General features: G+C 61.2%; 27 protein-coding genes, 1 tRNA gene and 2 pseudogenes. 15 read left to right on the plus strand and 15 right to left on the minus strand.

Annotated features, from left to right (window positions below):
• Positions 1-638 precede the first annotated feature (638 nt).
• Genes QSV46_RS36805 through QSV46_RS36815 form a run of 3 tightly spaced genes read left to right on the plus strand, consistent with a single transcriptional unit; the run spans position 639 to position 2,334 of the window.
• Positions 639-1,322, plus strand: coding sequence for a hypothetical protein (locus tag QSV46_RS36805; protein ID WP_314963401.1), 684 nt, complete (start codon positions 639-641; stop codon positions 1,320-1,322).
• Positions 1,319-1,744, plus strand: coding sequence for a hypothetical protein (locus tag QSV46_RS36810; RefSeq protein WP_314963403.1), 426 nt, complete (start codon positions 1,319-1,321; stop codon positions 1,742-1,744). The genes QSV46_RS36805 and QSV46_RS36810 overlap by 4 nt, the downstream gene beginning before the upstream one ends.
• A 23-nt stretch (positions 1,745-1,767) precedes the next feature.
• On the plus strand, positions 1,768-2,334 hold the full coding sequence (locus QSV46_RS36815; RefSeq protein WP_314963405.1) for a hypothetical protein: 567 nt from the start codon (positions 1,768-1,770) through the stop codon (positions 2,332-2,334).
• A gap of 143 nt (positions 2,335-2,477) precedes the next feature.
• On the opposite strand, the pseudogene QSV46_RS41520 reads toward QSV46_RS36815, so the two are convergent.
• A pseudogene (locus tag QSV46_RS41520) lies at positions 2,478-2,685 on the minus strand (IS3 family transposase); the annotation flags it as partial.
• A gap of 440 nt (positions 2,686-3,125) precedes the next feature.
• Here QSV46_RS41520 and QSV46_RS36820 point away from each other — a divergent pair.
• Together QSV46_RS36820 and QSV46_RS36825 are read left to right on the plus strand one after the other, a co-directional pair.
• A complete protein-coding gene (locus QSV46_RS36820; protein WP_314963407.1) occupies positions 3,126-3,809 on the plus strand; it encodes a recombinase family protein in 684 nt (227 codons plus the stop codon).
• Positions 3,809-3,985, plus strand: coding sequence for a hypothetical protein (locus tag QSV46_RS36825; RefSeq protein ID WP_314963410.1), 177 nt, complete (start codon positions 3,809-3,811; stop codon positions 3,983-3,985). The genes QSV46_RS36820 and QSV46_RS36825 overlap by 1 nt, the downstream gene beginning before the upstream one ends.
• A 183-nt stretch (positions 3,986-4,168) precedes the next feature.
• Here the strand turns inward: QSV46_RS36825 and QSV46_RS36830 are convergent, their stop codons facing one another.
• Positions 4,169-4,378, minus strand: a complete 210-nt coding sequence (locus QSV46_RS36830; RefSeq protein ID WP_314963413.1) for a hypothetical protein — start codon at positions 4,376-4,378, stop codon at positions 4,169-4,171.
• 524 nt (positions 4,379-4,902) lie between these two features.
• On the opposite strand from QSV46_RS36830, the gene QSV46_RS36835 reads away from it, so the two are divergent.
• Positions 4,903-5,397, plus strand: a complete 495-nt coding sequence (locus tag QSV46_RS36835; RefSeq protein ID WP_314963414.1) for a DUF4142 domain-containing protein — start codon at positions 4,903-4,905, stop codon at positions 5,395-5,397.
• An 84-nt stretch (positions 5,398-5,481) separates the two neighbouring features.
• Here the strand turns inward: QSV46_RS36835 and QSV46_RS41525 are convergent, their stop codons facing one another.
• Positions 5,482-5,850, minus strand: a complete 369-nt coding sequence (locus QSV46_RS41525; protein ID WP_409997259.1) for a helix-turn-helix domain-containing protein — start codon at positions 5,848-5,850, stop codon at positions 5,482-5,484.
• Positions 5,851-5,879: 29 nt separating this feature from the next.
• On the opposite strand from QSV46_RS41525, the gene QSV46_RS36840 reads away from it, so the two are divergent.
• Positions 5,880-6,104: a DUF6894 family protein gene (locus tag QSV46_RS36840; RefSeq protein WP_314963415.1), complete on the plus strand. Its 225-nt coding sequence runs from the start codon at positions 5,880-5,882 to the stop codon at positions 6,102-6,104.
• Between the two features lie 35 nt (positions 6,105-6,139).
• On the opposite strand, the gene QSV46_RS36845 is transcribed toward QSV46_RS36840, so the two are convergent.
• From QSV46_RS36845 to QSV46_RS36870, 6 genes are all read right to left on the minus strand, one after another.
• The gene (locus QSV46_RS36845; protein WP_314963416.1) at positions 6,140-6,724 is read right to left on the minus strand and encodes a hypothetical protein; all 585 of its coding nucleotides are present in this window, start codon (positions 6,722-6,724) and stop codon (positions 6,140-6,142) included.
• Positions 6,725-6,727: 3 nt separating this feature from the next.
• Positions 6,728-7,477, minus strand: coding sequence for a hypothetical protein (locus QSV46_RS36850; RefSeq protein ID WP_314963419.1), 750 nt, complete (start codon positions 7,475-7,477; stop codon positions 6,728-6,730).
• Positions 7,478-7,678: 201 nt separating this feature from the next.
• The gene (locus tag QSV46_RS36855) at positions 7,679-8,179 is read right to left on the minus strand and encodes a hypothetical protein (protein ID WP_314963420.1); all 501 of its coding nucleotides are present in this window, start codon (positions 8,177-8,179) and stop codon (positions 7,679-7,681) included.
• Between the two features lie 117 nt (positions 8,180-8,296).
• On the minus strand, positions 8,297-9,775 hold the full coding sequence (locus QSV46_RS36860) for a hypothetical protein (protein WP_314963423.1): 1,479 nt from the start codon (positions 9,773-9,775) through the stop codon (positions 8,297-8,299).
• A gap of 54 nt (positions 9,776-9,829) precedes the next feature.
• Positions 9,830-10,150, minus strand: coding sequence for a hypothetical protein (locus QSV46_RS36865; protein ID WP_314963426.1), 321 nt, complete (start codon positions 10,148-10,150; stop codon positions 9,830-9,832).
• A 14-nt stretch (positions 10,151-10,164) separates the two neighbouring features.
• Entirely contained in the window at positions 10,165-10,551 is a 387-nt protein-coding gene (locus tag QSV46_RS36870; RefSeq protein WP_314963429.1) for a hypothetical protein, read from the minus strand.
• Positions 10,552-10,617: 66 nt separating this feature from the next.
• On the opposite strand from QSV46_RS36870, the gene QSV46_RS36875 reads away from it, so the two are divergent.
• The 4 genes and pseudogenes from QSV46_RS36875 (at position 10,618) to QSV46_RS36890 (ending at position 13,233) form a co-directional block, all read left to right on the plus strand.
• Positions 10,618-10,872: a hypothetical protein gene (locus QSV46_RS36875; RefSeq protein ID WP_314963431.1), complete on the plus strand. Its 255-nt coding sequence runs from the start codon at positions 10,618-10,620 to the stop codon at positions 10,870-10,872.
• A 160-nt stretch (positions 10,873-11,032) separates the two neighbouring features.
• Positions 11,033-11,208, plus strand: a pseudogene (locus QSV46_RS36880) (transposase domain-containing protein); the annotation flags it as partial.
• A gap of 660 nt (positions 11,209-11,868) precedes the next feature.
• Positions 11,869-12,036: a hypothetical protein gene (locus QSV46_RS36885; protein ID WP_314963434.1), complete on the plus strand. Its 168-nt coding sequence runs from the start codon at positions 11,869-11,871 to the stop codon at positions 12,034-12,036.
• Positions 12,037-12,366: 330 nt separating this feature from the next.
• Positions 12,367-13,233 carry a hypothetical protein gene (locus tag QSV46_RS36890; protein WP_314963437.1) on the plus strand — a complete coding sequence of 289 codons (867 nt, stop codon included), beginning with the start codon at positions 12,367-12,369 and terminating at the stop codon, positions 13,231-13,233.
• Positions 13,234-13,289: 56 nt separating this feature from the next.
• On the opposite strand, the gene QSV46_RS36895 is transcribed toward QSV46_RS36890, so the two are convergent.
• The 3 genes from QSV46_RS36895 to QSV46_RS36905 form a co-directional block, all read right to left on the minus strand.
• Positions 13,290-13,365, minus strand: a tRNA-Lys gene (locus tag QSV46_RS36895).
• Between the two features lie 326 nt (positions 13,366-13,691).
• Entirely contained in the window at positions 13,692-16,358 is a 2,667-nt protein-coding gene (locus tag QSV46_RS36900; RefSeq protein ID WP_314963440.1) for a glycosyltransferase, read from the minus strand.
• A 213-nt stretch (positions 16,359-16,571) separates the two neighbouring features.
• Positions 16,572-17,165, minus strand: coding sequence for a beta-1-3, beta-1-6-glucan biosynthesis protein (locus QSV46_RS36905; protein ID WP_314963442.1), 594 nt, complete (start codon positions 17,163-17,165; stop codon positions 16,572-16,574).
• A 269-nt stretch (positions 17,166-17,434) separates the two neighbouring features.
• Between QSV46_RS36905 and QSV46_RS36910 the strand changes: the two genes are divergently transcribed.
• Positions 17,435-19,051: a beta-(1-6) glucans synthase gene (locus tag QSV46_RS36910; protein WP_409997260.1), complete on the plus strand. Its 1,617-nt coding sequence runs from the start codon at positions 17,435-17,437 to the stop codon at positions 19,049-19,051.
• Here the strand turns inward: QSV46_RS36910 and QSV46_RS36915 are convergent.
• Together QSV46_RS36915 and QSV46_RS36920 are read right to left on the minus strand one after the other, a co-directional pair.
• Positions 19,011-19,391, minus strand: coding sequence for a hypothetical protein (locus QSV46_RS36915; protein ID WP_314963448.1), 381 nt, complete (start codon positions 19,389-19,391; stop codon positions 19,011-19,013). The two genes, QSV46_RS36910 and QSV46_RS36915, sit on opposite strands and share 41 nt — an antisense overlap.
• Positions 19,392-19,506: 115 nt before the next feature.
• Entirely contained in the window at positions 19,507-20,874 is a 1,368-nt protein-coding gene (locus tag QSV46_RS36920; protein ID WP_314963451.1) for a hypothetical protein, read from the minus strand.
• A 172-nt stretch (positions 20,875-21,046) separates the two neighbouring features.
• On the opposite strand from QSV46_RS36920, the gene glmU reads away from it, so the two are divergent.
• Positions 21,047-22,402, plus strand: a complete 1,356-nt coding sequence (gene glmU, locus QSV46_RS36925) for a bifunctional UDP-N-acetylglucosamine diphosphorylase/glucosamine-1-phosphate N-acetyltransferase GlmU (protein WP_314963453.1) — start codon at positions 21,047-21,049, stop codon at positions 22,400-22,402.
• A gap of 6 nt (positions 22,403-22,408) precedes the next feature.
• On the opposite strand, the gene QSV46_RS36930 is transcribed toward glmU, so the two are convergent.
• Positions 22,409-22,627 (minus strand): hypothetical protein, encoded by a 219-nt coding sequence (locus QSV46_RS36930; RefSeq protein ID WP_314963455.1) that lies wholly within the window; start codon positions 22,625-22,627, stop codon positions 22,409-22,411.
• Positions 22,628-22,847: 220 nt separating this feature from the next.
• On the opposite strand from QSV46_RS36930, the gene glmS reads away from it, so the two are divergent.
• Together glmS and QSV46_RS36940 are read left to right on the plus strand one after the other, a co-directional pair.
• The gene (gene glmS, locus QSV46_RS36935; RefSeq protein WP_314963457.1) at positions 22,848-24,674 is read left to right on the plus strand and encodes a glutamine--fructose-6-phosphate transaminase (isomerizing); all 1,827 of its coding nucleotides are present in this window, start codon (positions 22,848-22,850) and stop codon (positions 24,672-24,674) included.
• A gap of 88 nt (positions 24,675-24,762) precedes the next feature.
• Entirely contained in the window at positions 24,763-25,533 is a 771-nt protein-coding gene (locus QSV46_RS36940) for a DUF502 domain-containing protein (protein ID WP_314963458.1), read from the plus strand.
• Positions 25,534-25,618 lie beyond the last annotated feature (85 nt).

Here is a 25,618-nt window from a genome sequence, read left to right on the forward strand (position 1 = left end):
GGACTAATCTCGAAATTCAGTGACCTGAATATGCTCGTCATGCTCGGCGCGCTGGAACGGAGCTACGAAGAGTATTCCGCGCTATGCCGAACGGCCGGATTTGAGATGCGCGGCACAGCTCGCGCGGGCTCGCACTTCCAAGTCATCGAGGCAGTTCCCACTTAGACCGAACCGGTGTGGGACCTTGCTTCACGGCCGCAGGGGCCCGCATCAGATGCGCTTTCGTAACCTGAGGTCTGGTTATGGCCCTTTTCGGACATGGGGCCACGTCCGACTTGAGTCCGTTATCGGCACCAAGGCGGACGTCCGCCGTCCGCTCCATGTTTATGGGTTCACGCCCTAGATGTGGCCCCCCAGGTCAACGGCGGACTCCGATCCTCAAGATCTGAGAGCGTTACGCCTCCCGGGGCGAGGCGATCGACAGGCCTGCGCCGAGATGGCGGCCTGCAATCTCGGCGGGGCCACCTCGCAGCCCGCCCCGCTCATGCGAAATTCCCTGGCGCGGGCCCCCGGGCGTCCCAGCCGCCCCAACGCACCAGCGGCTCTCCCAGCGCGATCCAGACCCTAACCGCGCCAGTGTTGACCGCGCCTTAAACGATGGGCAATAGATTGGTCCGAGACCAAAGGAATCGCTGGCTGTGAAAAGAGACCTCTCTCTGGTCGGATTGGGCCTATATTCGCCAGCCGAGGCGGCCGCGCTAACGCATGTGCCCGTAGCTCGTATCCGGCGCTGGCTCACCGGCCACACGATCGGCGACAAGGATTACCCGGCGCTCTGGCACAGCCAGCTCGAACAATTCGACATCGATCAGCTCTGCCTGAGCTTTCTGGATCTGGTGCAGCTCCGCGTCGCAGAGGCCTTCATCAAGGAGGGCCTGAGCCCGCAGAAGGTGCGCCGCGCCATTGAGGTCGGTTCCAAGATCGTCGCCTCGGATTACCCTTTCGCCAACGCCAAGTTTCGCACGGACGGCAAGACCATCGTGCTGCAAGTGATGGACGACGACGGCGACGAGAAGCTGATCGACCTTTTCAAGCACGGCCAGTATCTGATGCAAAAGGTGATCGAGCCGAGCCTCAAGAATCTGGAGTTCGATGGCGACATCGCGGCCCGCTGGTGGCCGCTCGGTCGCGCCAAGGGCATCGTGATTGATCCCCAGCGCCAGTTCGGCCAGCCGATCGACGATTCCAGCGGCATCCCGACCAGCATCCTCGCGCAGGCCGAGAAGACCGAGGGTTCGGCCCAGCTCGCCGCCAAGCGCTTCATGGTGCCGGTCGCATCCGTCCGGCGGGCTGCAGCGTTCGAACTGCGGCAGGCCGCTTGAAGGTCTTTTTTGATAACTGCACCTCGCCCGTGTTCGCGGGCAGCCTCAATGCTCTAATTCAGCCCGATGGGGACCAAGCTCACCACGTCCGGTTCATGTCCGCTTTCGGATTTGCGCACGACACCAAAGACGTTGACTGGATCACCAAGCTTGGCGCCGACAATGCCAACTGGATTGTCGTCACCGGCGACGGCCGCATCCGCAAGAATCTAGCCGAGCGGGCCGCGTGGATCAGGGCGGGACTGAAAGGCTTCGTGCTGGCGCCCGCCTATCAGAAAACCCCGCTGCATCAATGCGCTTCGATCCTGCTATGGCGCTGGCCCGAAATGAAAACCTTTATCGCCTCAGCCGCTCCAGGCTCGATGTTCGAGCTGCCGATCAACCGGCGGCCCGGCGGTTTTGTGACTCTGGCCGTGAAATAGAAGTGAGAAGGAAACGGATAGCCATGTTGCGCAGCTCGGGTGCCGCCCAAATCATTTGTCGGCTGCTTGCCGTTGCGGGCATGGTCTGCCTTAGTTGCGAAGCCTGTTTTTCGCAGACGATCGGCGATCCGAAATGCCGTGATCAACAACATACCTCGGAGCGCGTTGGGGCGATCCGCACGAACGTCGTGGGCTTGCGGGATTTAGTCGAGATGGTTCCTCCCGACGAAGCGGCGTACATCCATTCGGAAGCGCAAAAGGCCTTGGATCAGAGCAATTCCGCCCGCTACAACGCGGTGGCCAATCGCCGGTACTTTCGTGCGTTGCAGTTTCACGATGATGCACAAGTCGTACTGGACAACCTCGATGCGGCCAAGAATGCCTCGGGCAAGGATTTGGCGCGTCACCTTGTCGTGGTGCTGTCGAGGCTCGGAGAGGTGAACGAACGGATGAGTGCATTCATAGACGCTGATAGTCGTCGCGCTTCACCCACGTTGGACAAGGCGACGCGCGATGAAATCTATTACCGGCTTCCCGCTGCGAAGGCCGTTGTCGTGAGCCTACTGCAATGCGTCATTAGTGCCCTCTGAGCGCTACCTTGAGCGCAGCGCCATGATCGAGGTCATCGGCATTGCTCCAATCGCGTTGGGAGCGGTGGTGGTGCTTTCCTTCGGCGCACGGCCGCCAAAAGCGGGAAAGGGCCGCTCAAAATGGCTAAACCGCCGCCACTGGGGAAGCGCCGGCCGTCGACAACGCATTCGACACGAAGTCGAGGCTGCAGCGCTGGTTCGTGCCTGCGGAATTGCCCTTCTTGTGCCGAGCGCCCGTTTGCGCCCGCTGCTTCGGCGGACCTTGCAGCAGTTCCTCAGGCAGAGAAGGAGGAACTTTTTGTGGATCATGGTCAGGCCCTCGCGGCACATTAGCACGAGCAAACGGCGGTACCGATGCTCGATAATGCCATGCTCAAGGACGTGGCCTCAAATGGTGACGCCCGGCGCCACGCGAGAGGCCTCACTGGGCTCGTGGTAACGTTGGCGAAGCGGCTAGTTGTGCATTCTCAAAAATCTTTTCCGTTTCAGCAAGAGAAGTAGTTTCGCGCGAGTTCTAGAACACAAAATCAGCAGCGGGATTGGCACCAAGTGTGGGTGTAAACCCCGTCCGCATCGTGGCCTGCAGGAGGGGCATCAGCTCCGCGACCGCCACCCGCATGCTGCGCGGGGCAGCGCACAGAACGCGGAGCAGTGCCAATGGATCCATTTGTCTGATCATCACCGCCAGAAGGCCCTCCGCTGCCCGGAGGCAACACGTCGCCACAAACATGCCAACGTGTGGCATTGACTGGATTGTGGCATTGCTTTAGGAATGCCACGCGAGGTCGTTCATGCCGGTTTATGGATATTGCCGAGTTTCCACGGCCGAACAGGCCAACGGGGGCTTGTCTCTGGATACGCAGCGCCAGCAAATCACCGGATACGCCATGATGAAGGGGTGGTCCGTCCAGGACTTCTTTATTGAGAGCGGCGTATCGGGATCGGTACCTCTCGCGGAGCGAGTTGCAGGCCGCGGACTTCTCGAGCGCCTTCAGCCAGGGGATGTGGTGATCACGGCGAAGCTCGACAGAGCTTTCAGGTCTGCAGCTGACGCCCTGGGCACGCTCGAACAGCTGAAGGCCGATAAGATCGCGCTCCACATGATCGATCTCGGTGGTGATGTTACCGGGAATGGCATTAGCAAATTGGTTTTTACGATCTTGTCGGCCGTCGCCGAGAACGAGCGCGACCGTATTCGCGAGCGGGTCCGCGACGTCAAGCGACACAGAGCTTCTCAGCGTCTTTTCAACGGGGGCAAGAGGCCTTTCGGTTTTGTTGTCGAAGGTGAGGGTAGGGACAGGCGTTTAGTCCCTAATCACAACGAGCAGGCCGCGCTAGCTCGCGGAAGGGCACTCAAGTCGCAAGGAGCGAGCTTCCGCGCGATAGCTCAGCTCTGGGTCACCGAATATGGTCTGTCCGCGCTCGACGCTAAAAGCGTAAAGCGCATCATCGAGCGCGTGGACGAGCCGACCTGATGCCTGCGCGCCTGAAACGCAACAAGCGCGGCCACCGTGCGCACATAATGCTAAAGGCAATCCAACTTTTCCGGCAGGGCATGCACGCGCCAAATGACCATGCGACCAGGATCGCGCTTGCCGCAGCGCTCGGCCGCTCGAAATTCCGGGCCAATCCGCTGGATCGCGAACCGTGATCGTTGCTCGGCTGCGACCCCGAGCCGGTCGAGGTTGCGCTCGGACTTCGGGCAAAGCTGCTCAAGATGATCTGGATCGACAGGCGCGGCAAGGACTCGGCGGAAAATCTGCGCGTCGGGTGAGGCGCCCGAGATCCGGTCTAGGGACTTGCAGCGTTTCGGCAGGGAAGGGAGCGCGAGTGCTCAATGTACTCCGCTGGCCGTGCCTTTTGAGATCGCACGCGTCACAGCCTCAAGACGGGCTGCGATGCCGCTCATCCGGCGTGCCGTATCTTGAAGCGCTGCTACATCGGTCGGCCCGGCGCCAGTTGCGAGATTTAGTTCGTTTTGCAGGTGCTGGAATTCTGCCTTGCACCGGTCCAGCTCGGCCAGAAGCATCACGAATTCGTCCATTGGGGAGAGGCCCTTCAGTCGAACGGACTTTAGGATGAAGCCCACCATCCGTCGGGGAATGGCTCCAGAAAAATCCACTCGCCTTCGTTTTCGTTGTCAGGCGTACAGATAGCGCCTGCGTTCCTGCTTGGACGCGCAAGGCGACGTAAGCGGACTGCCAAGGCGCGCGGTTCGCGACTGCGAAGGCGGCGCGAAGCAAGACGTGTCAAGCGCAACCGAGACGCACCACAGGCGCGGCGCTCTGCTTCTTCGACTAAACCTCGAAGGTCTGATTCTGAGAGTTGAAAAGTGAGTTCGCTAAGTCGTTGGGCATAAAGGATTGCGCGAGAGCCTCGCATGAAATGTCCTCCCTAGTACAAAAAGCACTATCAGGACGGCTTCAGAGCAAACAGAGTCAGCGTAAAGACCTAGAATACCACAGGTAAATCGGATTTCAATCACCTCCAGGTTACTGCCCAGGATGCGCAATTGGAACCTCTTCCGCATCTGAGTGTTCATCGGCAAACAACCCCAGGGAGTCGCCGATGAACAGAATGCTTGTGTCGCTTGGGACAGTAGCCTTGATGGCGATCTCAGTTGCGAACGCATCTGCGAAAGATAAGCAAAGCGAGGCGTTCCTTCAGAAGGCAATCGAGGGCAATTTCGCTGAGGTGAGCATGGGAGAGCTGGCGCAGCAGAACGGCCAGAGCGATGCCGTCAAGTCGTTCGGCAGAATGCTCTCCACAGACCACGCGGCCGCCAATCAGAAGGCTTTAAATGCTGCCCAAGGATTAGGAATGAACTCGCCAAGCGGGCCGAATGCGAAGCAAAAAGCCGATTTCGATAAGATGGCGAATATGTCCGGCGAACGCTTCGACAAGATGTTCGCATCCCACATGGTCGCAGATCACCAGAAGGATATCGCCGAGTACAAGAAGGCGTCAAAAAGCAAGGATGCTGCCGGCGAATATGCTTCCGGCCAGATAGACACGCTGCAAAAGCATCTGGACACGGCAAAATCGTTGAAAGCTGGCCGGTAATCGATGCGAGGTCGGAGGTCTCAATAGGCGCCAACCCGAGGCCCAATTGCCCGCGCCGCTCAGGCGGCGGGCGCAGGCCCAGGGTTAACCAGCCCATTGCGCGAAGGCGTGTCCGCTCGTTCGGCTTGTTCGCCCTCGCTGCTTGCGGAAGCGTTGTAACCGACCGTACACGGCCTGGCGACTGCGACCCAAGCGCTCGCCCAGCTCGGTCGCAGTCATGCCCTCGTCGAATAGCGCAAGTAGTTGCGCTTCTTCTTCGGGCGACCACGGACGGATCTCTTGTCGATTGTTGGACATCTGATTCATGCCAGCAAAGGCACTGCGGAGCGTCATCGTACATCGAGATAGTAAACGATGCGTATGCCGTTGGTGGAGGTGACGCGCGCTCCGGTGATCCGCTTCGCGGGCGCCTGTCGTTTTTGACAGGTGCGGGCCGTCCCAACACGTGGGCATGATCGCGGCTTAAGGACGAGGGCCGCGGTATGCGACGTTACCACTTCCCGATTTTTCACAACGGCGAGACACAGGCGGACGATGTGGGGGAGCTATTTCGCTCGCCTGATCTAGCAGCCCAATACGGCGAGCGCATCGCGCGGGACATCGCCAGCGATCCCGAATATGACCGTGAGGCGGGCACTGTCGTGCTCGTGGTTGATGCCTCCGGTGCCGAGATCGCGCGGCATAGCGTTTGCAAGACAGAACCCTGAGCAGCCGGTAGCGTTATGGAGCGGTTCCTCACTTCCTAGCTGTTGTTGGCCAGTGTCGCCATCATGCTCTTCGCGTCTCTGGTAGGTAACTCGGTGAATTGCTGTTTGGTGACTCCTCCGATCGCGGCCATTGTATTGAACAGTTTTAGGGCGACATCCGTCAGCTCGCGCAACTCGGCAGGAGACACCTTTGCTAGATCGAAAACATCATTGTAAGAAACAACGCTGCTTCGATGGGCGAACGCGTTGTTGCGTAGAATGGCCACTTTCCCCGCTGCAGATTTGGCGGTCAGCATGAGCGCCGCGACCTCCTCTTCTTGCGAGCCCTGCAGATGACCCGCGCCGGTCATGGCTCGGATCAAAGCTCCAAAGTTTATCGTGTCGCGCCTCTTTTCAAAGGCTCCTGCGATGTAGATGCAGTAGGTGAGAAGATATGCGTGCGGAGTGAACCGGAAAAACTCATTGTAGTCCCGCATGGTCTCAATGATATGCTTTCTGGTGTCATCCAGTTCGAAGTAGGACCAGAGATCCAGAAACAGTCGCGCTCTCACGACATGCTGGCCAAGGCGATCGAGCCGCTGTTCAATCGATAGTTGATGCTGCGCTGTTCCTGTTTTCAAGGCCTATCTCACAAGTGACCGATCAAAGCTGGCGTTGATGGACAGATGCTTGCGTTGGTCGGCCCAACTCAATTCGATCAGGTTACGAATGCCTCCTGTGGTCACTCCGATGCGTCCTGGTCTGTATAGCCATTCACCTAGAATCGGGCTCTTGGAAACGACTGGAGCGGCTATCATGAGCACGAATTCTAATCCCAGAAAGCTCGTCCATAGACCGACGATTTCCTGATCGGAGTCGCCGTACCAGGGCTGAATCTGAATTCTTGTGTTATTGATGAAGCGGCTGCCCGGACGCATAACAAAGTACAATCCGGTGGCCTCCGGCCACGTCGATTGATCATCGATCATCTTCACGACGTCGACGTCGCGCTGAAACAAGTCCGGCAATTTTACTCTGCCGCTCGCGAGATTTCCGGACGCCGCCATCGCCTTCAGGGTCTTAAGTAACCAACGCTCCAAATCGTGGCCTGACAACAGGACCGGCTGTTCCGGCTCGTTCCTCTCCAGGCATCTTTTAAGGGCGGAAAAAAATAGTTTCGCGCAGTCATCGAGCGGATGGATGGCGCTGTTGTGTCCCCTGCATAGGCATTTCGCTGTGAGATTCCCGGGCGCCAGAGCTTTTGTTTCCCCGGCCTGGAGCCATGGCAAGCCACCGACAGTAAATTCACCACCTGCGGACAAGATTTCGATGACGCTCTCGCTGATGATATGCTCCCGCGATATTGGCGCTGCGCAGTTGCCCAGCGTTCGCATATAGCATCGAGCCAACGGCGGTGCACATGTCGGGAGCCGCAGCCGAAGAGAGGCGGGGGGCTTGTGCCAGCGGTTGCCGGAAAGGCAGCAGATGCCCGCGATCCGCCCAGACCGGCATCTGCAAAGGCTTGCCTTCTGTTGTTCGCGCTCCCTCCTGGCCTGAAGCATCAGCGAACGTTGTCGTCTCGTCACTTTCCCTGCTTATCCTTCGTCATGCTCATAGTAGCCCTCAATGAGTCGATCCAGATCGATCTTCCTGATTGATGCTACGATCGATCGGTCCACTTTCCATATGCGTGGCTGCGCAAATTTCCAACGCAGACAAAGCTCTATTTGGTTTTCTGGGCTGATTTGGTCGTAATCACGAGGTTTGAAGATTGGGAGTAGGGCCTCGCCACCGGCGCCTAGCGAGATGGTCGTATCGCCATCGAACATGGTTTGAAGCACGCCTTCTACCGATTGCCCTTTGGCGACGCGCATTTTTCTGTGGTCTCCGTCCTTCCAGGAAACCAAAATGGGTCGATCACTGGCATTCTTGAGATGCAGGAATGGGACTATCTGACGGCTGCCTGCCATGAGCGGTCTTGCGACGATGACAGCCACAGGGACGTGTTTAACGTAACGATCCCAAAGCAAGAGGCTGATAGCCAGCAATCCGGAAGCGGCACCGACGGCCTTGGCAATCTCGTAGAGTATGTCCAAGCTATAGTCCCTGCGGTTAATGGGCTCGTAATCGCCATTGTAAATTCGGTAAACGCAACGAGAGCACGACCAAGGCCACTGGAGTCCCACAAAAAGTCGGTTGTGCTAGCGCGTTCATCAATGCGGCTCGTCCGGTTTCTTTTGCAGCTTTTGCATCACCCACTCCATGATCGGATTTGGGTAACGGGCCTCGCTAGAGCCAGCGTCCATTCGGGTGGCCGGGTTGAATGTCAGCTCAAAGAACGCCGCGGCTGCTATTGCGTCCTTCATCTCGGGCGCTTGCTGCTTAAAACCCTCAACCGATGAAGCGACCGAATACTTGAAGGCGTAGTGCTCCCTTAGACGAAAGAGCCGCTCGTGCCGCGCCGCCGTAAATCGCACCAGCCATATGCCTGGGACGAGCAGCAGTGCTCGTGCGGCGATTTGTGCGATTGTCTCAAAGGACGAGTGGTCGGCCAAGCTCTTTGGCAACAGCGGATCGAATGACAATCCGGTGATCTGCTTCAAAAGGATCTGCAGCCCAGGGAATACGTAGATGGCAATGGGGAGTGTTAGGAAGACGAGCAGGGTGATGCTTAGGTAAAAAGACCAGCGAGCGAAGAGTAACTCTCTCCCAATTGTTTTCTGCAATCGCGAGAAGCTGGCCGCCAGACCCGCATTTGTTGCGCCTCGCAGCAAATTTTCCGAATCGTCAAGTAAGGCGCTCGCTCTTTCCTTCGCCTCAGTGAGTTCGCCCTTTAGCTCCTCGTATTGGCTCTTTTGGGTCGCGAAAACCGCCGTGCGGAGCTTGGTCTCGTCGTCGAATTGATCGAAGGATGATTTGTGCGCCTTGATGGACGCCGAGATCTCTGCTGCGCTGTCTTCTACCGCAGTTAGCTCAGCTAGTTTTGCTGTTGCGGTCGCAGCGTTCTCGTCGATCGATTTGCGCTCGCTTTGCACAGCCTTGAGTATGCGGTTGATCTCTAAGAGACTTTCGTCAGCGCTCTCGTGCCACTTAATGATTTCCTCGCTTATCGACTTGATTCCATCGGTAGATTGTGCCGCTGTGTCTGCCAGGTCAGAAATCTTGCCTGTTTGTACTTCTCCCAAGCGCAGGATGCTGGACAGTTCCTTTAGCTGTGGGGTTCGCACCACGAGCCGAAGTTGATACCAGGCCGCGTAAGCCGCATCCATCCTGGCGAAAGCATTCCGGATCGGCTTCGCAAAGTTGATGGCGTTGCCAGCCTTTGTCGTTGTGATAAAATTGGCTTCGTCAAAGGACGCGAAGCCGCCCTGATCGGCGACAGCCCGGAATTGCGAGTTTGCGCTTTCGAGGGCAGAGTCGAATTCTTTGAGACGATCCCTGAGCGCTTCCAAGTATGCCTTCGGAACGAAGGCGCCGCCGTCCTTGACAGTAACTTTCGTTGTCATGGCCGCCAGCGCCGAGGCAGCGCCAAAGAATGTCGCAAGATCAAAATCAGCGCTGGGCAAAATGCCGTCAACTGGGAGTACGCGATTTTCGGAAGCAAATACCCTATGAGTCTCGCGCAATTCATTTGTTCGAACTTCTACGCTTACCGCCCACTCGTTGATTTCTGTGAGAACAGCCTCGTGCATTACGATTCACCTGATAAAATGGCTATTTGCAAGGCCAAGCCTGACTGAGAGCGGTCATCGCCAACATTCGAATGGCTCGTTGAGAAGCTGCGGATTGTTTTGCATGAAAGTAACGACAACTCGAGCAGCCTGCTCTTTAGTGTGGCCCTTGGGAGGACAGGTTTTGAAGCCTTCGGGAAGCGCGTTGCCCAGGAAAATGAGCGTTGCGATCGTGCCGCCGCACTCACCGTCCCAAACGTCAAATTGTGCAGTCCTGACTATGTAGTGTTCGCAATGTTGGAGCATGTAGTTGCCGCTGCTGAAATCGGCTTCGGTCGCGAATACGGACGAAACGGGAGCGAATGCGAGCGTGGCAGATAAGATCGCGATCTTCATTTCGGGTGCCCGGTCTATTGACTGACACGGACATCGCCGTAGCTTTCTGCCATCGGTCGCTCGCCATCGAAATCTGTATGAGCGAATAGGGCGCCTATACCGAACAGCACCATGCCGCCTATCCAGATCAATGCGGAGGCAGCAAGAAGCGCGGAGGTGCCAACACCGATTGAGCCGGTGAGACCGAATAACGTCCCGGCGTTGAACAACAGTCCGACGATACCCCAGAGCCAAAACAGTACGACAAGAAGCCCCTTTGAGACGCCGTGATTGGCACAAAGCCTAAACGTGCGCTCCCATTTTTCTTTGCGTTGAAATAGCCCCATCAGGCCATAGAACCGCAACCAAAACGAGAGCGCAAGGGCCATTACGCCAACAAGCGGTGGATTGCCACCAATCATCCTTTGACCCGCCGCGACTCAGGCGCTGCATTGCGCAGCGCAATCCTGCGCTGTGCGGAGGCGAGCATGGGAGCAGCCGTTTACACGATCCGGGACGAGACGGCCGCGAGGTTGATGGTACATCTTCCGCGCCAGAAACATCGTGCATATCGGCTGGTCGCCACCTGGATGGTAGAGGCCCTCTCCGCGCTGGACCAAGAACCCGTAGACACGAGCCAGCCGCAGCGGCTTGATCATCCCAGGAAACAGAACGATGCGCCTGTCCGTCATTTCCTCTCCCAAGCGCCGGTATCGATGATCGTTCCGGAATGCTCGGGCTGAAGACTTCATCTCGTGGTCAGGGAGCCACCGTGTCTTCCTTGTCAGCGCCGCGCGCGACGATCTTGAGGGCGTCATCCGTTAGCGGGCGCTGTAACGCCTTTGCATCATCCACCACCACTCCTGACTTGCGCAGTTGGCGTTCGCTGCTGGAAAGAAGGAACGGCGCGCCGCTTCCATGTACAGCCAGGTCGTGACAGCTAAAATGCACGGCGCCGATCCGCAGCTTGGCTGGCCGATGTCCTTGCTCGCATGGCCACTCATCCGGCTCATCGGCTCGACGAACTTGTGCCCTGGACTTGGATGCCAGCATCAGCGTTCTCCGCTCGAGCCGCATGACTAGCCACGACAACAAGATCCAGCACGTCACCACGATCACTAAGGTCGCGGAGGACCTCAGTGAAGATGAGGATTGGCTATGCGACTTCGGGATCTCACAGAAAATCCTTGCCGTTTCTGCATAGCGCTCACTGCGCGCACATCTCGAACGTGCTCGCGGGGCGATTGGTTTGAGAGAATTCTGCCCATCTTTTCATGTCCCCGAGCCCTGGACGCCTAGGCGATCGTTTCACGTTCAATAAAGTTGGTGGGCATCTCGCGCACGAATTCAAAGGCTTGCCTGTCGATGCGAAAAATTGGATCGCCGAAAGGGCACGGTGCAACGACGCCAGCCTGAACTCAGAACTTTTGCGTCTTATTCGTCGAATCCGGAGCCCAACGAGCAATCCGCGGCACCTTCGATTGGGGATGGTCGCGACTTACAAGAACTCTCCGAAATACACAAAACTGCCGGCGGACACGCGAAGCAGCTACGATCACAAGCTCAATTTAGTATCGTCGTTGTCGTTGAAGGACGGCAGGACCGTCGGCGTCTAGAGATGAACGCCGAAAGGGCCCGGGGGGCGACGGAATAGTATGTCACGTCCGGTCGCCAATCCTGGAGCTTGGCCGCTAGAAATGAGGGCCGAAACTGCGGCTGCCTATGTCGATGAGCCTAGCGTGGAAGCATTTCTGAGAAAGATACCTAATTTTTATTCGGAGCCAACGCGCGCCAAGGGGGCGCTGCCGAAATGGCACCGCTCGAAACTCGACCGTGACGTTGCCCGGCGACACGGGCTACAACCGGAAGGGCTGCACTTGGCTGAAGACGTGGTGGACTTGATCTGATGCCAAAGCGCAAGCCGATAGGTTGGCCTGATCTGATGACGGCGAAGCGGCTCTCTAGCGGCGCCACGGCTTATTACTGGGCGCCCCCGACCCGCGCTCGCAAGGCGGACTGCCCAGTGCTCCCCGAAGCCCTGGGGACCGACTACGGCAAGGCCAAGCACCGCTGCGATGAAATTCTCAACCCACACTATCGGTCGTGGTTGTCAAAAGGTGAGGGCGTAACCATCCACTGTAAGCCGCAGGTTTACTTGTGAAATCAAGGCCTTATTGACATTTCTTTCATAATTATATCAGTCTGCAATCCAGGACGTTCTTCAAGCGAGTAAGAGCATGACCGGCAAGCAAGAAAGAGTTGCAGTCTTGGTTCGGCTGGGGTTCACCTTCACCCGCTCATACAACTTGTCGGCCGCGCCAGGCGTGATCAATTGTAGCATCAAGGCGAAGGGGGGCCAGCGAATCCGCACTGCGGTGCTCACCATGACAGTATGCAAGCGTGCTTGGAATGTAGCCCGCCGCTCCGAACCCAAGATGGTGCCTTTAGACAATCCGTTCCGGATGATGGACCTGGCCTATAAAGCGAAGACGACTCGGCTGTTCCAGTACGAGGACTTGCAGAAATTCGTTGCTGCCGGAGATGCGGCGGGCGAACGGTCGATCGGCACCGCCGCAATGATCGCCTTCTTCTGGTTGCAGCGGGAAATCGATATAATCGGACGGTTCGCATGGTCGCACTATCGCCCGTCCGATGCACCGCACGTGGCGCGGATCATCCACCACAAAACGGGTGAGGTGGTCGACCTGCCGCTATACGACGACGACGGGACCGTCCTGTGGCCTGACCTCATGGAACGGCTGGACGCCAGCGATCGCCACGGAACGCTAATTGTGACCCGCGAAGCCGTCGACAGGTTCAAAAAGGTCCGCCTGCCCTGGAAAAAGCGCCACTTCCTTCGACATGTAGCGAAGATCAAAATCGCGGCGGGGATCGACCCGGAAATTAAATTCATGGGCTTGCGCCACGGTGGCAACACTGAGGGCGCCGACGCGAATCTGAGCGATGCGCAGATGCGCGCGCTGAGCGGACACAAGACCAACGCAGCACTGCTGAGGTACGCCCAGGCATCGACACAGCAGCGCCGCGTCGGAGCACGACTACGACTAAACGCCAGAACGAAAGGTGGGCAAAGGTCGGAATGAGCAGATGACATCGTGTCGGAATGACACGCTGGATAGCTGCTAAGTGATTGATTTTATGGTGAGCGCGCTGGGGCTCGAACCCAGGACCCCGTGATTAAAAGTCACGTGCTCTACCGGCTGAGCTACGCGCTCCCATGGCCGCTGATGGCTGCTAACGAGATTGCCATCGTCTTCGGACATTCGAGAAGCATGTCTTGCCGCTGCGCTCAAACTTGCGTCGCGGGGAAAACCGGCCGTTTCCGGATCACGCTTTCGGCCCGCGCTGTGTAGGGGGATGGGGCGCCGAGGTCAATAGCGCGGGTGGGTGCCGAAACTGTTGGCAGGAGCGGGGATTTTGTCGCGGTATCCGCAGTTTAAGCCGGAATGTTCAACCCGATTGGCGGGGCGCTATCCACGCCGAACCGTGCTGGAGGCGTGTTGGCGCGGACGTCTTGCCCGCGCCGGAGGGCCGTGGGTCGTCAGTTCGTCTCCCGCCGGACCTCGTTTGGCACCGGCTGCGGCGCGCCGACAGGAGGCAGGGCGACGGGGCGCAAGCCGATCAGCTCGGCGGAGCGGATCGCGCTGTCGCGCCAGAACTGGAACGAGTTGATGCGGCTGAGCTCGAGGATGGCGATCGCCACTGCGGCGAGGAACGGCAGACTTTGCAGCACCAGCACGCCGGCGAAGATGTAGATCTCGGTGATCTGCCTGAAACTGTTGGAGGCGACCAGCACGCCGGCGCCGATCAGGAGCAGGGCGCCGATCACGGCCTCCCAGAACGCCTGGAACTCGATCGACATCCGGGACAGGCCGCCCTTGGAGGTGCGCGCGAACGCGATGTGCTCGGTGATCAGTCCCTGCGCGACCGCGCGCGACACCGTCCATTGCACGCTCATCGCGGCGATCATCGCGCCCAGCATCTGGCCGGGTTTGATCGCGACGCGCGCGCGGTACATCGACAGGAAGTGCACGAGCGAGACGATGAAGGCGCCGATGATCGGCAGCGTCAGGATTTTGTCGGGGATGGCGATATCGGCAAAGGCGACGATCGGCACCCAGACGAGGTTGAGCAGCGCCACGACCACGCCGAGGCTTTCGGCGCCCAGCCAGTTCAGCCAGCCCAAACCGTATTCACGCTTCTGATCGGGCGTCAGCCGGCTGCGGCCGGGCAGGAATTGCCGCCAATGCTTCTTCACGATCTGGAGGCCGCCATAAGCCCAGCGGTGACGCTGCTTCTTGAAGGCCTCGTAGGTGTCGGGGAGCAGACCCTGGCCGTAGCGATGGCGGGTGTAATGGGTGGTCCAGCCGAGCTCCTGGATCGCGAGGCCGAGATCGGAGTCTTCGCAGATCGTGTCGGACGACCAGCCGCCGGCCATGTCCATCGCGGCGCGGCGGATCAGGCACATCGTGCCGTGCACGATGACGGCGTTGAGCTCGTTGCGCTGGACCATGCCGATGTCGAAGAAGCCGGCATATTCGCCGTTCATGATGTAGTGCATGATCGATAGGTCGCCGTCGCGATGCTCCTGCGGCGCCTGCACCAGGCCGACGCTGGGGTCGGCGAAAGCCGGCACCAGGTCCTTCAGCCAGTCGGGATCGACGACATAGTCGGCATCGAGGATGCCGATGATCTCGGCATCCGCGGCGGTGCGGTCCATCGCGATGCGCAGCGCGCCGGCCTTGAAGCCCTGCACCTTCTCGGCGTTGATGAACTTGAAGCGTTCACCGAGCGTGCGGCAATGGTCCTGGATCGGCTGCCAGAAGGCGGGATCGGGCGTGTTGTTGATGATGACGACGCATTCGTAGTTCGGATAGTTCAGCCGCGACAGCGCATCGAGCGTCTGCTTAAGCATCTCGACCGGCTCGAAGTACGCGGGGATGTGGATCGAGACCTTCGGGTAGTAGTTCTCCGGAACGTTCTCGACCGGCTTGCCCTTGGAGAGCAGCCGCTGCGGCGGCCGGCCGAACGCGACCGCTGCGATCTCGTCGATGCGCGCCATCGCGATGAGCACGAGAGGAACGAGCAGGATCATGCCGAGCGTGAGCGCGAAGGCCGAGCCGAAGATGAAATAGTGCCCGTTCCAGAATGCGAACACGGTGGCGGCCCAGGCGCCGACGCCGTTGGCGGTCGCCGACAGCAGGAAGGCCTGCCGCGCGGTCGGCTGCTGCAGCCGTAGGATCGGCAGCGACAAGAGGACGCCGACCAGCAGCGCGATACCCATCAGCTTCCAGTAATCGGGATTCTCCACCGGGCCGGTCCAGGCGAATTTCGGCTCGCGGCTGGCGTTGAGGATGCCCCAGTACGGTCCGACGCCGCCTTCGAAGAACTTCCAGGGCTGATCGATGGCTTCGACGATGTTGTATTCCATGCCGATCGCATCGGCGCGGCTGACGAAATTGCGCAAGGTCAGCGCCTGCTGGAATTGACCCGGGTCGGCGTTGCGCAAATTGTAGCCCTGGCTCGGCCAGCCGAACTCGGCGATCACGATGCGCTTGCCCGGGAACAGGTTGCGCAGCAAATTGTAGCGGTCGACGGCCTGATCGACCGCCTGGTCCGAGCGGAAGTTTTCCCAGTACGGCAGCACGTGGGCGGCGATGAAGTCGACGTTGGACGCAAGGTCGGGATTGTCGCGCCAGATGTTCCAGATCTCGCCGGTCGTGACGGGCACGCGGACCGAGCCCTTCACCTTCTTGATCATGTCGATGAGGTCTTCGACCTTCTGCTCGCCGCGGTAGATCACCTCGTTGCCGACCACAACGCCGACGACGTTGCTGTTCTTGCGGGCGAGCTCGACGGCGGCCTTGATCTCGCGCTCGTTGCGGTCCTTGTCCTTGTCGATCCAGGCACCGACCGTGACCTTGAGGCCGAACTCGGCCGCGATCGGCGGCACCAGCTCCACGCCGCCGGTGGACGAATAGAGGCGGATCGCGCGCGTCATCGTCGACAGCGTCTTCAGGTCGGCGCGGATTTTCTCCACGCTCGGGATGTTGTCGATGTCGGGGTGGGCCGAGCCTTCGAACGGGGCGTAGGACACGCTCGGCAACAGGCCCTTGAAGTCCGGCGCAGGTTCCCTGTCGCGCATGACTCCCCAGATGCCCGCGTGGAGCGCGGTCACAAGCAACAGAACGGCGGCGACAACGCGCATCGCGGCTAAACCAAAAGGGGCTGAGGTGGCAGGGAAGCGGATCCGACCCCGAGATCCGACCAAGTCCGCGGCAAATGGAACATACCTCTGCCGCGCGGTTTCACAACTGTCATGGCCTCATGACCTTATGAGGGCTGACCGGTTCAGAATGTGCGGCAGTGCCAACCGCTTCTATCGCCGATCGTTCCTGAACGGCAGCTGAAACGATCGCGGCTATTTCTGTGGCGCCGGTGTCGGGCTTGCCGCGGGCGAGGGGCTCGCAGGCGGCTGCGGCTGCGAATTTGCCGTGGTCGGAGCTGTCGGCTGGGAGGTCGCGGCCGCTGCCTGCTGCGGCTGGGACGCCGGGTTGATCCAGCAGGCGTGCACACGACTATCCAAGGTCTCGGCGACCTTGGGATCGATCTGGCCGCCAAACCGGGTCAGGCAGCGGAAGGCGGCCTGGATATGGCCGCCCGGGCAGCCGAAGCGGTCGTAGAGGTCGAGATGCCGGAACGCCGTGTCGAGATCATCCCGCCACATCAGCCGCACCACGCGCCGGCCAAGCCACACGCATTCGGGATTGCCGGCCGGGCCGTTGATGACCTGGGCGGCTTCGGCAAATTCATCGGTGCGGCGCTGGTTCTGGGCAGCATCCTTGGCCGCGGCGTCGGCGGGTTGGGCGGCAGCCTTGCTCTGGTCCGGGGCGGGGGTGCCGCTCTGGGCGGAGGCTCCGGCAACGCCTGCCATGAGGACCAGGGAGCAGACGGCCAAGGTGGCGGCGAACTGCCGCAGGACCGCATTTCGTGACTCGAACACCCGTTGCCGCATGAATTCCCCAATATTTCCGCTGACCGCCCGCGTCAGGATCCCGCGGACGTGCCGGTGATGGCGTCCAAATGGGTCTCCAATGCGGCGGAAAAGTCTTTCCGAGTCCATGGCCTGAATCTCAAATTTTGTCCAGCAAAGTCACGATCCTAGGCCTCTGTCGAACGGCCGCAGGTAAATTCCTCGGGGGACGGAGGGGTCCCTGCCGGCCACCCCCTTGGCAGACGGCGTGCGAGCAGGTAATCGACGGCCCTTCGCGGAGGACGGAACCGATTTCTCTTCGTACGCCATTGGCGCTCCTGCTCGTTTCACTGGGTGCGATTGCTGCCGTGTGGTGGTGGCTCGCCACGCCGATCACACTCACACGCGCTCCGATCGATCCCGCCGACAAGGTCCAATGCGTCTCCTATGCGCCGTTCCGCGGCGAGCAGACGCCGCTGAACGCGTGGACCCATATCGAGGCCGACCAGATCGAGCAGGACCTGCGTCAGCTCAAGGAGATCACCGACTGCGTCCGCACCTATTCGATGGAGAACGGGCTCGACCAGGTGCCGGCGATTGCCGCCAAGGTCGGCGGGCTGAAGGTGCTCCAGGGCATCTGGCTCTCCAGCAATCGCAGCAAGAATTTCGAGCAGGCTGCGCTCGCCGTCCGCCTCTCCAGGGATTTCCCCGGCATCGTCACCAGCCTCGTCGTCGGCAACGAAGTGCTGTTGCGCGGCGAGATGACCACCGCGGATCTCGTCTCCATCATCCGCTCGGTGAAGGCGCAGGTCAGCGTACCCGTCACCTATGCCGATGTCTGGGAGTACTGGCTCAGGAATCGCGAGATCTATGACGCCGTCGACTTCGTCACGATCCACATCTTGCCCTATTGGGAAGACATTCCGGTCCGCGCGAAATTCGCAGCAAGCCATGTCGAGGCGATCCGCGAGCGGATGGCGGTGGCGTTCCCCGGCAAGGAGATCCTGATCGGCGAGACCGGCTGGCCGAGCGAAGGACGCATGCGCGACGGCGCGCTACCATCGCGCACCAACCAGGCGCGCGTGGTCTCGGAAATCCTGGGCCTTGCGAAAGCGAACAAGTTCCGCGTCAACCTGATCGAGTCCTACGACCAGCCGTGGAAGCGCCAGCTGGAAGGCACCGTCGGCGGCTATTGGGGCCTCTATGACTCCGTACGCCGGAACCTGAAATATCCCCCGGGCCAGCCGATCAGCAATTTCCCGTACTGGAAATGGTACATGGGCGCGGGCATGGGCCTCTGCGTGCTGGTGTTCGCGGTCGCCGGCCTCACGCTGCGCAGACGGCCGTGGACGCCGCGCTTCTCGGCCTGGCTCGGTGTCGCCATCTCGGCGACGTCAGCGGGCATCCTGCTCGGGATCGGCGCCGACAAGATGTACTATGAAAGCTACGGCATCGGCGGCTGGCTGCTCTGGGGCGCGCTGCTGCTCGCCGGCATTCTCTCGCCGATCTTCTGCGCGCAGGCGATGGTGATCGGCCGCAGCCTTCCGACCTTCCTCGATCTGCTTGGCCCGCGCGAGGGGCGGAAATGGTCGAAGCTCACCGCCGTGCTCTGTTTGACGCTGGCCGTGACAGCGGTGATTGCGGCGCAGACCGCGCTCGGCTTCGTGTTCGACCCGCGCTACCACGACTTCCCCTACGCCTCACTGACGATGGCGGTGGTGCCGTTCGCGATGCTGATGCTGAACCGCCCGCAGATCGGCCAGCGTCCGATCGCGGAGTCGGTATTCGCCGGTGTGCTGACGCTGTCGGCGGCCTATGTCCTCATCAACGAGGGCCGCGACAACTGGCAGTCGCTGTGGACCTGCGCGATCTATTTCCTGTTCGCCTTCACGCTGTGGCGGGCGCGGGCCGAGCAAATCCGAGAATGAGCAGGCCGATCGCAAGGCCCGACAGCACGACATTGTAGAGCACGATGCCGAGGCCGGCGGCGATGATGCCGACGGTGAGCAGCACGATCGACGGCCGCATCAGGTTCAATGTCGCAACCACCAGCGCGACGATGCCGAACACCGAATTCTTGAACAGCACGGTCGAGACCGAGCGTGCCTTGCACATCAGCGTCTGCAAGCCGGCATCGCAGGCGAGCCCGACGGTCGAATTCTCGATGCCGAGATAACGCAGATAAATCGCATAGCCGACCGACGCGAAGCCGACGACGATCAGGAACTGCACCTGGTAGGGCGTGAGGCGGAAGGGCTTTTTTGTCATGGGCGCAATATGGTCGGGATGGCAGGAAGGAGCAACAGGGGAGGCGGAGGTTTCTCGCGAGCTTGGGTGAGAACCTGCGTCGATTCTGCTGATGGATTGCGGCTTTCGAGGAGAGCTACCGCCTGAAGAACGACGACAATGTCGATCCCGCCGACGCCGTCTCAGGCTTTGCCGCGGCTGCCGGCGGTTGTGCCGCAGGTGGAGGCGCGGGCTCCTCGCGCTTTGACGAGCGTTTTGAGGAATAGCTGCGGCGGTGCTTCTCGGGCTTGGCGGCGGGCGCCGGCGCCGGGGCGGTCTCGGCTTGCGGCACCGCGTCCTGGGTCTTCTCGGAGGTCTTCTCCTGTACCCGATCCTGAGACTTCTCTTGTCCCTTTTCCGCTCCGCGCATCGACAGCCGCTGGCCGTCGAACACGGTGGTCTCGCAATGGCGGTCGTTCTCGGCGAGGCCTGCGCAGAGCTTTGCGGCGGCGGCGGCGTTAATCAGCGGACCGGCGCCGAGACGAAGCTGCATGCCAAGGCCGGTGTTGCCTTCCTTGATCATGATGATCGGGCGCAATGCCGCGATCTCCGGATGGGACTTGGTCAGGCCGCGCCAGAGCGCACGCAGACCGTCGATCGAGTTGGCGCCGCCGAGGTCGATCGCAAAGCGCGTTTGCTGGACCGCGATTGCCGGAGCCTCGCTCTCGGTTGCTTCCGACGGCTTGGCTGAAGCTGCGGCGACTTCAGTCGGTGCGGGCGGCGGCTCGGGCTTCTTCTCGGCAGCCTTTTCCGTTGCCTCGGGCTGGACCAGTTTCGACGCGGCCGGATCGGGCGGCGCCATGATCGACTTGGAGGGGACCAGCGGAAGCATCGGCAATGCCGACGTCGTCAGCGGCGACTGCTGCATGAGCGAAGCCGCGGCAGCGCTCTGCGGCGGCGGGACCAGTTGCTCCTTTGCAGCGTCCTTCGGAGCGTCCTTGGCGATCTCAGTGCGCGGCTTGTCGTTGGCCGGGGCGGGCGTCGAGGCGACAGGTGCGACGCTGGGTGCCGTTGGCCCGATCAAGGCCGGCGTATCCTGCGGTTTGGCAGCTCCCGCCTGCGGCGGCGGTGCGGACGTCTGCTTGGCGATGGCGCCGGTGACCGAATCCAGCCCTTGCTCCACCACCGTGACGCGCGAATAGAGCCGGTCTCGATCGGTGTTGAGCGTCTCGATGGCGGCGGCGAGGCGACGGGCCTCGTTCTGGCCCTCCTTGGTCAGCAGCTGGAGCCGGTCGGCCTGGCGCGACAGGTCGGCCGAGGCAACCTGGTCGCGCCGCCAGCCGAGCTGGGCCTGGTTGGCCGTCACGGCCAGCACGACAGCCGCGACGGCTGCCACGCCCCACGAGCCCAGCCGCCACATCACGCGACGGTCGAATGCGCTTTCCTCGGCCAAAAGTCCGGAGAACAGCCCGCCCGTCTCCTTGGTGCCGAACGCATCCGCCAGTGGGTCGGAATCCTTTGCCATGAACGTTAAGTGCCCAGCCCCGAACAGCTTCCCCGAATCAATCAGGAAACATTAACAGGAAAACCCCGTCGCACTTGAATTCCGGGCGTTTGCGGGGGTAGCAAGGCGGGTCGCTCGTGACGGCATCGGCCTGCCGCCGTCCAATGATTCGGCCGTATCTGACAGGATTTCGATGACCGCCCGTTCCAGCCTCACGATCGTGCTCGCCGCCGGCGAAGGCACGCGGATGCGCTCACAGCTGCCGAAAGTGCTGCATCCCGTCGCGCACCAGAGCCTGCTCGCGCACGTGCTCGCCGCTGCACCCAAGGGAACCGGCACCTCGCTCGCCGTCGTGATCGGTCCTGACCATCAGGCGGTGACGGACGAGGCGAAGCGCATCCGCCCCGACGCGCTCACCTTCGTGCAGAGCGAGCGGCTGGGCACCGCACATGCGGTGCTCGCGGCGCGCGAGGCGATTGCGCGGGGCGTCGACGACCTGCTGATTGCGTTCGGCGACACGCCGCTGATCTCGGCGGAGACCTTTGCGCGGCTGCGTGCGCCGCTCGCCGAGGGCGCTGCGATTGCCGCGCTCGGCTTCCGCGCGGCCGATCCGACCGGCTATGGCCGCTTCATTGTCGAGGGCGATCGCCTGATCGCGATTCGCGAGCAGGCCGATGCCAGCGCTGAAGAGCGCAAGATCGATCTGTGCAATGCCGGCGTGATGGCGATCGACGGCCGCCGCGCGCTCGAAATTCTGGGCAGGATCGGCAATGCGAATTCCAAGGGCGAATATTATCTGACCGACGCGGTCGGCATTGTCCGTGAACAGGGATGGGAGTCCGTCGTGATCGAGACCAGCGAGGACGAGGTGCGCGGCATCAACACCAAGGCGCAGCTCGCCGAGGCAGAAGCCGTGATGCAGGCGCGACTGCGTAAAGCGGCGATGGAGGCCGGAGTGACGCTGATCGCGCCGGAGACCGTCTATCTGTCCGCCGACACATCGTTCGGCAAGGACGTGACCATCGAGCCGTTCGTCGTGATCGGACCGGGCGTGTCGATCGCCGACGGGACGGTGATCCATTCGTTCTCGCATATCGTGCAGACCACGCTCGGCAAGAATGTCTCGATCGGTCCCTATGCACGCTTAAGGCCCGGCACCTCGCTCGGCGACGGCGCGCGGATCGGCAATTTCGTGGAGACCAAGGCCGCGACGCTGGAGGCGGGCGTCAAGGTCAACCACCTCTCCTATATCGGGGATGCCACCGTCGGCGCCAATTCCAACATCGGCGCCGGCACCATCACCTGCAACTACGACGGCTTCAAGAAGCACAAGACCGTCATCGGGCAGGGCGCCTTCGTCGGCACCAACTCCTCGCTGGTCGCCCCCGTGAAGATCGGCAACGGCGCCTATATCGGCTCCGGCTCTGTGATCACGAAGGATGTGCCCGACGACGCGATGGCGCTGGAGCGGAGCCAGCAGACCATCCGGGAAGGCGGCGCGGCACGCTATCGCGAGATCAAGACGGGCGGCAAGAAGCCGGAGAAATAGGCGCCGCTATTCGTCGTCGGCGAATTCGGAGAAGATCGCGCGGGTCAGGCGCCAGCCGCGCGCCTTGGCGCGCTTGGCCGGTTCGCCTTGCACATGCTTGACGAAGACCGGCTTGCTTTCCTTGCCGCGCTGGGGCGGCGGCCAATGCGCCAGGTGCGTGCCGGTGGTTTCGCTGGCGCGCACGGACATCGATGACAGACCTTTGCGGCCGGATGAGCCTTTCATGGCCTTGTTCTCCTGCCCCGGAATCGTTGGTCAAATTTGTTGACAAGAAGTTAATGAACGCGGTTTAAGGCCGGCCAATTCGACGCAGTCGAAGTTGGATGCAGAACGGCGCTGTCTCAATCAGCAATAATTATTGAATATCTGGTTCCTTAGGAACTTCGCTAAAAACCGAGTGGGTCGTTTAGGCGCTTTTTCGACGATTTGGGGGATATTGATCCGCATGTGCGGGATTGTCGGCATTCTCGGGCGCGAACCGGTTGCAGAGCAATTGGTGGATTCGCTCAAACGTCTTGAATATCGCGGCTACGACTCCGCGGGCGTCGCCACGCTCGAAGGCAAGCACATCGAGCGCCGTCGCGCCGAGGGCAAGTTGAAGAACCTGGAGAAGCGGCTCGAAGCGGAGCCTCTGACGGGGACGACCGGCATCGGCCATACCCGCTGGGCCACACACGGCAAGCCGACCGTCAACAACGCCCATCCGCACGCAACCGAGCGCGTCGCTGTTGTCCATAACGGCATCATCGAGAATTTCCGCGAGCTGCGCGCGGAGCTCGAGAAGAAGGGCGCGGTGTTCAACACCGAGACCGATACCGAGATCGTGCTGCATCTCGTCGACGATCTGCTGACGCGCGGCAACAAGCCCGTGGAAGCGGTGAAGCTGGCGCTGGGGCGGTTGCGCGGCGCGTTCGCGCTCGGCTTCATCTTCGCCGGCGACGACGACCTCATGATCGGCGCCCGTAACGGCCCGCCGCTCGCGATCGGCTATGGTGATGGCGAGATGTATCTCGGCTCCGACGCCATCGCGCTCGGCCCGTTCACCGACACGATCAGCTATCTCGAGGACGGGGACTGGGTCGTGCTGACCCGCAAGAGTGCTGCGATTTTCGACAAGGACGGTAACGCCGTCCAGCGCGACAAGATCAAGCACGCCGCCTCGACCTCGCTGGTCGACAAGGCCAATTACCGCCACTTCATGGCCAAGGAAATTCACGAGCAGCCGGAAGTGGTCGGCCACACCCTGGCGCGTTACGTCGATATGGCGACCGAGCGCGTCTCGCTCCCGGTCAAGCTGCCGTTCGACTTCAAGAACATCCAGCGCATCAACATCACGGCGTGCGGCACCGCGAGCTATGCCGGCTTCGTCGCGAAATACTGGTTCGAGCGCTTTGCGCGCGTGCCGGTCGAGGTCGATGTCGCCTCCGAGTTCCGCTACCGCGAGGCACCGCTGCGCAAGGGCGATCTCGCCATCTTCATCTCGCAATCGGGCGAGACCGCCGACACGCTGGCTGCGCTGCGTTACGCCAAGGCCGAGGGCGTGCACACTGTCGCCGTCGTCAACGTGCCGACTTCGACGATTGCGCGCGAGAGCGAGACCGTGCTGCCAACGCTGGCCGGCCCCGAGATCGGCGTCGCCTCGACCAAGGCCTTCACCTGCCAGCTCATGGTGCTGGCAAACCTTGCGATCGCGGCCGGCAAGGCCAGAGGCGAACTGTCCGACGAGGACGAGACCAAGCTGGTCCACGGCCTCGTCGAGATCCCGCGCCTGATGGCGGACGCGCTCACCACCGAGCTTCAGATCGAGAAACTCGCGCGCGAGATCGCCAAATCGCGCGACGTGCTCTATCTCGGCCGCGGCACCAGCTACCCGCTGGCGCTCGAAGGCGCGCTGAAGCTCAAGGAAATCTCCTACATCCACGCCGAGGGCTACGCCGCCGGCGAGCTCAAGCATGGCCCGATCGCGCTGATCGACGAGACCATGCCGGTCGTCGTCATCGCGCCCTACGACCGCGTGTTCGAGAAAACCGTGTCCAACATGCAGGAGGTCGCAGCCCGTGGCGGCAACATCATCCTGATGACCGACGCCAAGGGCGCGGAGGAGGCGACGGTGGAGTCCCTCGTCACCATCGTCATGCCCGACATGGCGGCCGCCTTCACGCCGATGGTCTATGCCGTGCCCGTGCAGCTGCTCGCCTATCACACGGCTGTCGTCATGGGCACCGACGTCGACCAGCCGCGCAACCTCGCCAAATCGGTGACGGTGGAATAGGCAGAAGGGGTCGGGCCGGACGCTAGGTACTCTTCCAAAACCTGCTAGAAGACCCTAGCTTGAGTGCTGCGACCGACTTGGAACCCGAATGACCCCCCGCGACGACGCGCCTGCGCCGCTTGATCCTGTCCCGGAACCGCATACCGGCCTGATGGGCCGCTTCCGCAACTATTTCCTGACCGGCCTCGTCGTGACGGGGCCGATCGCGATCACCCTCTATCTGGTGTGGTGGTTCGTCACCTGGGTCGATGGCGTGGTCCGGCCGTTCGTGCCGCTGGCCTATCGGCCCGAAACCTATCTGCCCTACGTCGTTCCCGGCTGGGGACTGGTTGTCGCATTTTTCACGCTGACGCTGGTCGGCTTCCTGGCGGCGAACCTGATCGGCCGGACGCTGGTCGATGTCGGCGAGACCTTCCTCGGCCGGATCCCGGCGGTGCGCGCCATCTACCGCGGCCTGAAGCAGGTGTTCGAGACGCTGTTCTCGGGCAAGGGCTCGAGCTTCCGGAAAGTCGGCCTGGTCGAGTTTCCTTCACCTGGCATGTGGTCGATCGTGCTGATCTCGCAGTCGCCGAATGAAGAGGTCGCGCGCAGCCTGCCGGGGCAGGAGGAGCACGTCTCCGTGTTCCTGCCGTGCTCGCCGAATCCGACCACGGGTTTTTTCTTCTACGTGCCCAAGAGCAAGATCGTCGAGGTCGACATGAGCACCGAAGACGCTGCAACGCTGATCATGTCGGCGGGCGTGGTGCAGCCGGGTTCGGCGCCCGACCCGAAGAAGGCGGCCGCGCTTGCGGGCATGGCGAACGCCGCGCGCATCGCCAGCGCCTCCACGCTCCAGCCGCAGCCTGCGAAGGTGGAGTAGGGCCATTCCCCTGCGGGATGGCCGCCGGTCACGCGGGCGTTCGTATCCTCTGCTATTCTCCGGTTGAACTGGGCGCGCATCGCTC

This window comes from Bradyrhizobium cosmicum, from assembly GCF_032290525.1.
Classification (GTDB): Bacteria; Pseudomonadota; Alphaproteobacteria; order Rhizobiales; family Xanthobacteraceae; genus Bradyrhizobium; species Bradyrhizobium cosmicum_A.